At 69.0% G+C, this 8,101-nt stretch carries 5 protein-coding genes, 1 tRNA gene and 2 pseudogenes; 4 read left to right on the forward strand and 4 right to left on the reverse strand.

What is annotated here, in order from left to right:
- Nucleotides 1–416: 416 nt before the first annotated feature.
- A complete protein-coding gene (locus BS72_RS15125) occupies nucleotides 417–2,816 on the forward strand; it encodes a transglycosylase domain-containing protein (RefSeq protein ID WP_063836079.1) in 2,400 nt (799 codons plus the stop codon).
- Between the two features lie 223 nt (nucleotides 2,817–3,039).
- On the opposite strand, the gene BS72_RS15130 is transcribed toward BS72_RS15125, so the two are convergent.
- Nucleotides 3,040–3,501: a GatB/YqeY domain-containing protein gene (locus tag BS72_RS15130; protein ID WP_037911080.1), complete on the reverse strand. Its 462-nt coding sequence runs from the start codon at nucleotides 3,499–3,501 to the stop codon at nucleotides 3,040–3,042.
- Nucleotides 3,502–3,665: 164 nt separating this feature from the next.
- Between BS72_RS15130 and BS72_RS15135 the strand changes: the two genes are divergently transcribed.
- A complete protein-coding gene (locus BS72_RS15135; RefSeq protein WP_078901381.1) occupies nucleotides 3,666–4,589 on the forward strand; it encodes a metallophosphoesterase in 924 nt (307 codons plus the stop codon).
- An 85-nt stretch (nucleotides 4,590–4,674) separates the two neighbouring features.
- Nucleotides 4,675–4,748, forward strand: a tRNA-Pro gene (locus BS72_RS15140).
- 77 nt (nucleotides 4,749–4,825) lie between these two features.
- On the opposite strand, the pseudogene BS72_RS15145 reads toward BS72_RS15140, so the two are convergent.
- The 3 genes and pseudogenes from BS72_RS15145 to BS72_RS15155 all read right to left on the reverse strand — a co-directional run.
- Nucleotides 4,826–5,671 (reverse strand): annotated as a pseudogene (locus BS72_RS15145) (tyrosine-type recombinase/integrase); the annotation flags it as partial.
- 40 nt (nucleotides 5,672–5,711) lie between these two features.
- Nucleotides 5,712–6,987: pseudogene (locus tag BS72_RS15150) on the reverse strand (IS256 family transposase).
- Nucleotides 6,988–7,362: 375 nt separating this feature from the next.
- Nucleotides 7,363–7,590 carry a hypothetical protein gene (locus BS72_RS15155; protein WP_198546039.1) on the reverse strand — a complete coding sequence of 76 codons (228 nt, stop codon included), beginning with the start codon at nucleotides 7,588–7,590 and terminating at the stop codon, nucleotides 7,363–7,365.
- Between the two features lie 76 nt (nucleotides 7,591–7,666).
- Here BS72_RS15155 and BS72_RS15160 point away from each other — a divergent pair, with 76 nt between their 5' ends.
- A complete protein-coding gene (locus BS72_RS15160; RefSeq protein ID WP_037911084.1) occupies nucleotides 7,667–8,101 on the forward strand; it encodes a very short patch repair endonuclease in 435 nt (144 codons plus the stop codon).

Raw genomic sequence — 8,101 nt, forward strand, 5'->3', positions numbered from 1 at the left:
TCGGAGATCCCGAAGATCCCCGGCAAAAGTGCGAATTCGGGCAGTTCTCATCACTCACAAGAGTGATGAGACGCGACAGGCGTCGAGCGCGACCCGTCCGTTACACAGTAGGGGATGGGGTCCCCGCGCGTCCGGCAATTCACAACGTTCGCGCCCCCGCGCGCCCCCCGCCGTCGAACTTGGGTTCGGACTTGTTCGAACCGAGGGCCGGCCCGGGTCCCCACCCCGCGTCCGTCCCGGGACCATCCCGCATCAGTCCCGGGCTCGTCCCGCGTCACCCGCGAGCCGCTCCGCGGGGTCGGCCCCCGCGCGCGGCGGCCGGAGCGCACGCCGGAATGTCACGGTCTCGTACGCGTCCGGCCGGAAGCCCTCCCAGCCCTCCGTAACTCCCAGGTTGACGGTTTAGGCTGCCTTCCATGGCTCACAAGCGTTCCGGCGGGGGGCTGTCCTCGGCCCAGCAGGCCGCCAAGTTCCTCGGTGTCAGCGTGCTGGCCGGCGTGGTGCTCGCGGGTATCGCGCTGCCCGCGGCCGGCGCTCTCGGCCTGTCCGCGAAGGGCACCGTCAAGGGGTTCGACCACCTGCCCGGTGAGCTGAAGCAGCCTCCGCTGAGTCAGGCGTCCAAGATCCTCGACGCCAACGGCGGCCTCATCGCCACCGTCTACTCGCGCGACCGCACCGTGATCCCGATCACGCAGATGAGCCCGAACGTCCTCAACGCCATCGTCGACATCGAGGACTCGCGCTACTACCAGCACGGCGCGATCGACCTCAAGGGCATCCTCCGGGCACTGAGCCACAACGCCTCCGACGGCGGCACCCAGGGCGCCTCCACGCTCACCCAGCAGTACGTGAAGAACGTCTTCGTGGAGGAGGCCGGCGACGACGCCGACAAGGTCGCGCAGGCCACCGAGCAGACCGCGGGCCGCAAGATCAAGGAGATGAAGTACGCGATCCAGGTGGAGAAGGAGCTGGGGAAGAAGCAGATCCTCCAGAACTACCTGAACATCACCTTCTTCGGTGAGCAGGCGTACGGCATCGAGGCCGCCTCGGAGCGCTACTTCAGCGTCCACGCCAAGGACCTGAACCTCCAGCAGGCGGCCCTGCTGGCCGGCATGGTGCAGTCGCCGACCGGGTACGACCCGATCACCGACCCGAAGGCCGCCATCGACCGCCGCGACACCGTCCTGGCGCGGATGGCCCAGCTCAAGGACATCACCCCGGCGCAGGCCGCGGCCGCCGAGAAGGCGCCGCTCGCCCTGAAGCCCAGCACCCCCAAGAACGGCTGCATCACCGCCGTCGACGGGGCCGGGTTTTTCTGCGACTACGTCCGGGAAACGTTCCTGCAGAACGCCGCCTTCGGCGCCACCAAGGAGGACCGCCAGAAGCTCTGGAACACCGGCGGCCTGACCATCCGCACCACGCTCGAACCGAAGGCGCAGAAGTCGCTGCTCAGCGGGATCAGCGCGCACGTCTACCAGAGCGACACGATCGCCGCCGCGATGACGATGGTCCAGCCGGGCACCGGCAAGGTGATCGCCATGGGCCAGAGCAAGCCGTACGGCCTGGGCAAGAACGAGACCCAGATCAACTACTCCGTCAACCAGGACATGGACGGCGGCGTCGGCTTCCAGAACGGTTCGACGTTCAAGCCGATCACGGCCGCCGCGGCCCTGGAGGCCGGCTACAAGCCCTCGCAGACCTACCCGGCGCCGTACAAGATCCCCTACCCGGACGTCACCACGTGCGGCGGCTCCACGCTGCACAGCGACAAGACCACGCAGAACGAGTTGACCTCCGAGGTCGGACCGTTCTCGATGCCGGAAGCGCTCAAGCGGTCGATCAACACGTACTTCGTCGCGCTGGAGGCCGACGTCGGCCTCTGCCCGGTCCTGAAGATGGCGGACAAGCTGGGCCTGGTCCGGGCCGACGGCAAGCCGATGGTGGAGGGCGCGTCCATGACCCTGGGCACCAACGAGGTCTCGCCGCTGAACGTGGCCGCCGCGTACGCCGCCTTCGCCGACCGGGGCGTCTACTGCACGCCGATAGTGATCAACTCGGTCACCAACACCCAGGGCAAGCACCTGAAGGTGCCCCAGTCGATCTGCAACCGCGCGATGTCGGAGAAGACCGCGGACACCCTCAACACCATGCTGAAGGGCGTGGTCGACGACGGTACGGGTACCTCCGCCGACCTTCCCAACCGGGACACGGCCGGTAAGACCGGTACCACCGACAACCGCTACGCCGCCTGGTTCGCCGGCTTCACCCCCCAGCTGGCCTCCGCGGTGTGGATGGGCGACCCGGCCCACAGCCGCCAGATGATCGACGTCACGATCGGCCCCACCACCTACGCCAAGGTAGAGGGCGCCACCGGCCCCGCACCGATCTGGAAGGACGCCATGGAGGGCGCCCTGGACGGCCAGCCGAGCGTGCCCTTCAACACCGTGACGCTGGACGTCCCGGACCCGACGAAGACCGACCAGCCGCAGGACGGCGGCCAGGGTGGCCAAGGCGGCAACCAGGGCGGCGACGGCACCACCGGCTACTCCAACGGCAACGGCAAGGGCAAGGGCCACGGCGGCGGCCACGGCGGGTTCTCGGTGATGGGCGCCACCACGGGCGCGATCACCGCCGGCACCACGGGCGCCACCGGAGGCACCACGGCGGGCGACACGGTCGCCGGCACGACCGCGGGGACGACGACGGGCACGGTCGCCGGCGCGGCCGGCGGTACGACGGCGGGCGACGGGACGACCACGGGGGCGGCCGGCGGCATCCTCTCCCCGTCCGGCGGCACCACGGTGATCAGCCCGTGAGGCCCGCGACCTGAGGCCAAGAGGCCAAGAGGCCATGTGAAAGGGGGCACCTCGCTTCGGCGAGGTGCCCCCTTTCACGTACCCGCCGGAGGGTGCCGGCACCCTCCGGCGCAGGCCGGCACACGACGGCACAGGCCGGCACACGACGGCGCCCACCGGCCTTCCGCGGAGCCGCGTCCAGCCGGCTGGCCCAGGCAGGGCGGTTCCGCCGGACCAGGCGGCGTCAGCCCGCGAGCTGGCGCTTGACCTCGGCGGCCACCCGGCCGCCCTCGGCCAGACCGGCCACCTTCGGGTTGACGACCTTCATCACGGCGCCCATGGCCTTGGGCCCGGCCGCGCCGGACTCGGCGATCGCGGCCCGCACCAGGTCGGCCAGCTCCTCGTCCGACAGCTGCCGCGGCAGGTACGCGGCCAGCACCTCGCCCTCGGCCAGCTCCCGCTCGGCCGACTCCGCACGGCCGCCCTGCGCGAACGCCTCGGCCGCCTCGCGCCGCTTCTTGGCCTCGCGGGCGATCACCTTCAGCACCTCGTCGTCGGAGAGCTGCCGGGCCGTGTCGCCCGCCACCTCCTCCTTGGTGATCGCGCTGAGGGTGAGCCGGATGGTGGCCGAGCGCAGCTCGTCGCGGCTCTTCATCGCCGTGGTGAGGTCGTCCTTGAGCCGCTGCTTGAGGGTCGTGGTGGTCATGAGCCGATTTTCGCACCCCGGCCGGGCGAGTGCGCCGCATTAACGCCCCCGAGGCCCGACGCCGAGGTGCCGGCACGGGCCGTCCCGCGGCCAACACCCGTCACAGGACGGCTGAACGGCCACCGCGAGGCCCGTTCGCACAGCGGCTCTGACACGATGGACGCATGCTCGCGCGATACGGAATTCCCCTGGGTGTGACAGCGGCCGGCGCGGCCTGCGTGGCCTACGCGGCCGGTATCGAGGTGCGGTCCTTCCGCCTGCGCCGGGTGGAGGTGCCGGTTCTGCCGGCGGGTATGCGGCCGATCCGCATCCTCCAGATCTCGGACATCCACATGGTCTCGGGCCAGAACAAGAAGCGCCGCTGGCTCCAGTCGCTGGCGGGCCTGCGCCCGGACCTGGTGGTGAACACGGGCGACAACCTCTCCGACCCCACCGCGGTGCCGGAGGTGCTGGACGCGCTGGGGCCGCTGCTGGAGTTCCCGGGCGCGTACGTCTTCGGCTCCAACGACTACTACGCCCCCAAGTTCCGCAACCCCGGCCGCTACCTGGTGGAGAAGGCCCGGGGCCAGCACGGGCTGAACGGCAAGGAGCACGGCGCCCACGGCGTGGACCGCAACCCCTGGGGCGACCTGCGGGACGCGTTCGACGCGGCCGGCTGGGTGGGCGTGAACAACGCCCGCGGCCAGGTCAAACTGGCCCACGGCGAGGTCCTGGGCCTGACCGGCCTGGACGACCCGCACATCAAGCGCGACCGCTACGGCACGGTGGCAGGCGGCCCGGACACCGACTCGGACTTCACCCTGGCCGTGGTGCACGCCCCCTACCTGCGCGTGCTGGACGCCTTCACCTCGGACCGCTACCCGCTGATCCTGGCCGGCCACACCCACGGCGGCCAGCTGTGCGTCCCCTTCTACGGTGCGCTGGTCACCAACTGCGACATCGACCCGGGCCGGGTCAAGGGCCTCTCCACCCACACGGCCACCGGCCACACCTCGTACCTCCACGTCTCGGCCGGCTGCGGCACCAACCGCTACACCCCGGTCCGCTTCGCCTGCCCCCCGGAGGCCACCCTCCTCACCCTCACCTGACCCCACCCCCGAGCCCCGCCCGCCCCTCCCCCGATACCGGATTTCGTCTCTGGCCCCGGCTCCGCTAGAGTAATCCTCGTTGCACCGGGGTGTGGCGCAGCTTGGTAGCGCGCTTCGTTCGGGACGAAGAGGCCGTGGGTTCAAATCCCGCCACCCCGACTCCAAAGCAGCAGATCAGGGCCCTGATCCTTCCGAGGATCGGGGCCCTGATTCGTGCTGCGCGACCAACTGCGTGACTACGGGTTCGGATCGTCTCCGAAGAGGCCGTCCATGACCGTGGCACCGGTCTGGATCACCGGGCGGATCTGCTTGCGGTAGACCTCCTCGGTGACAGCCGTGCTGGAGTGCCCCACCAGCCGGGAGATCTCCTCCAGCGGCACCCAGCGATCCGACAGGATCGACACAAAGCTGTGTCGCAGCTCACGCGGAGTCCACTCGGCCGGATCGATCCCCGGAGCGGCGGCGAGGGCAGTACGGAGGGCCCGGCGGACGTGTGACGAGTCGAGCTGCCTGCCCACGGCGGAGTGGAAGACCAAGCCGTTCTCCTCCCACCTGTCGCCGGCCGCGTAGCGGTCCCAGCCCTGATCGACCCAATGATCTTTCAGTGCCTCGACGCACCGCGCCGGCAGGGCGAGGGTCCCGCGGGACTTCCGGGTCTTCGTGTCGCCGCTGGTTCGCACCGAGCGCCACACGGCGATGTGCGGCGGGACCGGCGGGTTCGTACTCGGACTGCCGTCGAGGAAGACGTGGTCCCAGGTGAGCGCCCGCAGCTCCTCGGTCCGGGCGCCGGTCAGAAGCGACACGACGATGTAGGCCCGCATCGGCGACTTCTCCGCCGCCAGGAGCACCGCCTCAGCCTGAGCGAAGGTCAGCGCCTTGGACGGTCTGCTGGGCTGCCCGGCGGGTACCGAGCAGAGCTCGACCACGTTGCGCTTCACCTCGTCCCGCGCCATGGCCCGCTTCACCGAGCGGTTCAGGCACGAGTGCAGCCCCTCCAGCATCCGCGTGCTCAACGTCTTCGCCTTCACCGCAAGCCACTTGTCCACGTCCTCGGCGCCGAGGTCCCGCAGCTTCCGGGCACCCGGGTGTGTCAATTTAACGGCTGATCTTGGTTGTTGGGGTTCAGTTGTTGGCCGGGGTGAGCCTGCCTTCGAAAGCGATCTGGAAGGCGTTCAAGGGTGCCTTCCAGCGCATGGTCCAGCGCTTGCGGCCCTTGCCGGTCGGATCCAGGCTCATCAGTGCCATGTAGACGCACTTCGAGGCGGCGGCCTCGGTGGGGAAGTGGCCGCGGGCACGGACGGCCTTGCGTATGCGGGCGTTGACGGACTCGATGGCGTTCGTCGAGCAGATGACGGTGCGGATCTCGACGTCGAAGGAGAGGAAGAGCACGAACTCCGCCCAGGCGCTCCCCCAGAGCCTGATGATCGCCGGGTACTTCTTCCCCCAGGCGTCCTGGAACTCTCCGAAGCGTTCGGCCGCAGCGCTCTCGTTCGACGCGGTGTAGACGGGCTTGAGCGCCTTGGCGATCTTGTCCCAGTCCGCGCGCGAGGCGTATCGGATGCTGTTGCGCAGGAGGTGAACGATGCACGTCTGCACCATGGTGCGGGGCCAGACCGTCTCGACGGCGTCCGGCAGGCCCTTGAGTCCGTCGCAGACCAGCATCAGCACGTCGTCCAGGCCGCGGCTTTTCAGCTCGGTGAAGACCTGCAGCCAGTACTTCGCGCCCTCGCCGCCGTCGCCGGCCCAGATGCCCAGGATGTCCCGGGTGCCCTCGGTCGTGACGGCCATGACGACGTAGACGGGCCGGTTGGCGACCTTCCCGTCCCTGATCTCGACGTTGATGGCGTCCACGAACAAAACGGGATAGACGCGGTCCAGCGGCCGGTTCTGCCATTCGGCCATGCCGTCCATCACCTGGTCGGTGATGGTGGAGATGGTCTGCTGGGAGACCTCGGCGCCGTAGACCTCGGCCAGGTGCGCGGAGATCTCCCCGTGGGTGAGGCCCTTCGCGGACAGCGACAGCACCCTCTCGTCCACGCCCGTCAGCCGACGCTGCCGCTTCCTGACGATCTGCGGCTCGAAACTGCCCTCCACATCCCGGGGCACCTTGACCTCGACCGGCCCGACATCCGTCAGCACGGTCTTCCCCCGGCTGCCGTTGCGGCTGTTGCCGCTGTTCCTCCCCACCGGATCGTGCCTCGTCATAGCCGAGGTGATCGGTGATCTCGCCCTCCAGGACGGACTCCAGCACCCGCTTGGCCAACTACTGCAGCAGCCCACCGGCACCGGTCAGCTGCAAGCCCTCACCCCGAGCCCGCTCGACCAACATCGCGATCAACTGCTCGTCCGACGTGGCCGCACCAGCCAGCTCAGGCACCGACTCCGGCTCGATCGACATCTCACTCACTTGACGTCTCTATGAGAGACAGATCCACCGTTGATTAGACACTCCCGATCCGCGCAAAGGGTCGCCGCTCGATACGCACCCACGAACCGCGATCCGACCGCGCCCCGATTGTGCGGCGCTTCAGGACGAGAGTGCCCCGGTCCAAGCAGGTCCGCAGCCCTCGCTCAAACCGCTCAAGAGCCTCGTCCACAGGTTCCTTGCGCAGGTCGATTGCACGAGCCGAAGACGCTGAAAGGGCCATAGGCGCGAACGTAGCGCCGCCGCGCATTCTCGGGGTGCACATGACACCGGAGGCAGGGGCTCCGACGCTACCGGTGGCAGTGGAGCCGCTGTCGCTCCGAGATGGTCGCCTTGATCACTCCGCCACTACCCGGCGGCAGACGATCCGTGACTACGCCGCCACCGCCCGTGAACAGAAGAAGAGCTGTCGCCTCGCGTGCAGTGCTCGAGCAAATCACGCATGGCGTCACTGTGGCGCTGCAGCACCAGCCGACCGTCTCCGTCGCTGAAGGCGACGATGTCGCTGCCCGGATCCAGTCCCGCTTCGGCCAGCGGCCCCAGGGGGATGGACACCCGCCCCTCATCGTCGATCACCAGTTCCGCGGGGGTCCTCGTCACACGGCCATTGCGCCCTTCCGGACCCGTGTTCCGCCGGTGGGAGGATGGAGAAATGTCCCCGACAGCATCGTCACCAGTCGTCGCAGCACGCATGAGCCGTCAGTCGTCCCGCGATACGGCCCAAGAACTGGCTGTTCGCCGACTGCTGCACGGCAGTGGGCTCCGCTATCGAGTGCACGTGCGCATTCCAGGCATGCCACGGCGTTCCATGGACGTCGCTTTTGGTGGACTTAAGATAGCGATCTTCTTCGACGGCTGCTTCTGGCACGGCTGCCCCGTACATGCCACACATCCCAAAGCGAACGCCGAGTGGTGGCGGACAAAGCTGGACCGGAACATGGCTCGAGATCAAGAGACGACGCAACACCTGCGCTCCGACGGTTGGGTCGTCCTGCGTTTCTGGGAGCACGAGGCGGCGGAGGATGTCGTGCGCCGCGTCGTGCTGGCCGTCGAGGCGAGGCGCTCGTCTCCCCCCGGCAGATCCTGA

The organism is Actinacidiphila yeochonensis CN732 (assembly GCF_000745345.1).
Taxonomy (GTDB): Bacteria; Actinomycetota; Actinomycetes; order Streptomycetales; family Streptomycetaceae; genus Actinacidiphila; species Actinacidiphila yeochonensis.

Coding starts and splice junctions, on each gene's coding strand:
- BS72_RS15125 (WP_063836079.1), top strand. CDS start 417: ATGGCTCACAAGCGTTCCGGCGGGGGGCTGTCCTCGGCCCAGCAGGCC.
- BS72_RS15130 (WP_037911080.1), bottom strand. CDS start 3,501: ATGACCACCACGACCCTCAAGCAGCGGCTCAAGGACGACCTCACCACG.
- BS72_RS15135 (WP_078901381.1), top strand. CDS start 3,666: ATGCTCGCGCGATACGGAATTCCCCTGGGTGTGACAGCGGCCGGCGCG.
- BS72_RS15160 (WP_037911084.1), top strand. CDS start 7,667: ATGTCCCCGACAGCATCGTCACCAGTCGTCGCAGCACGCATGAGCCGT.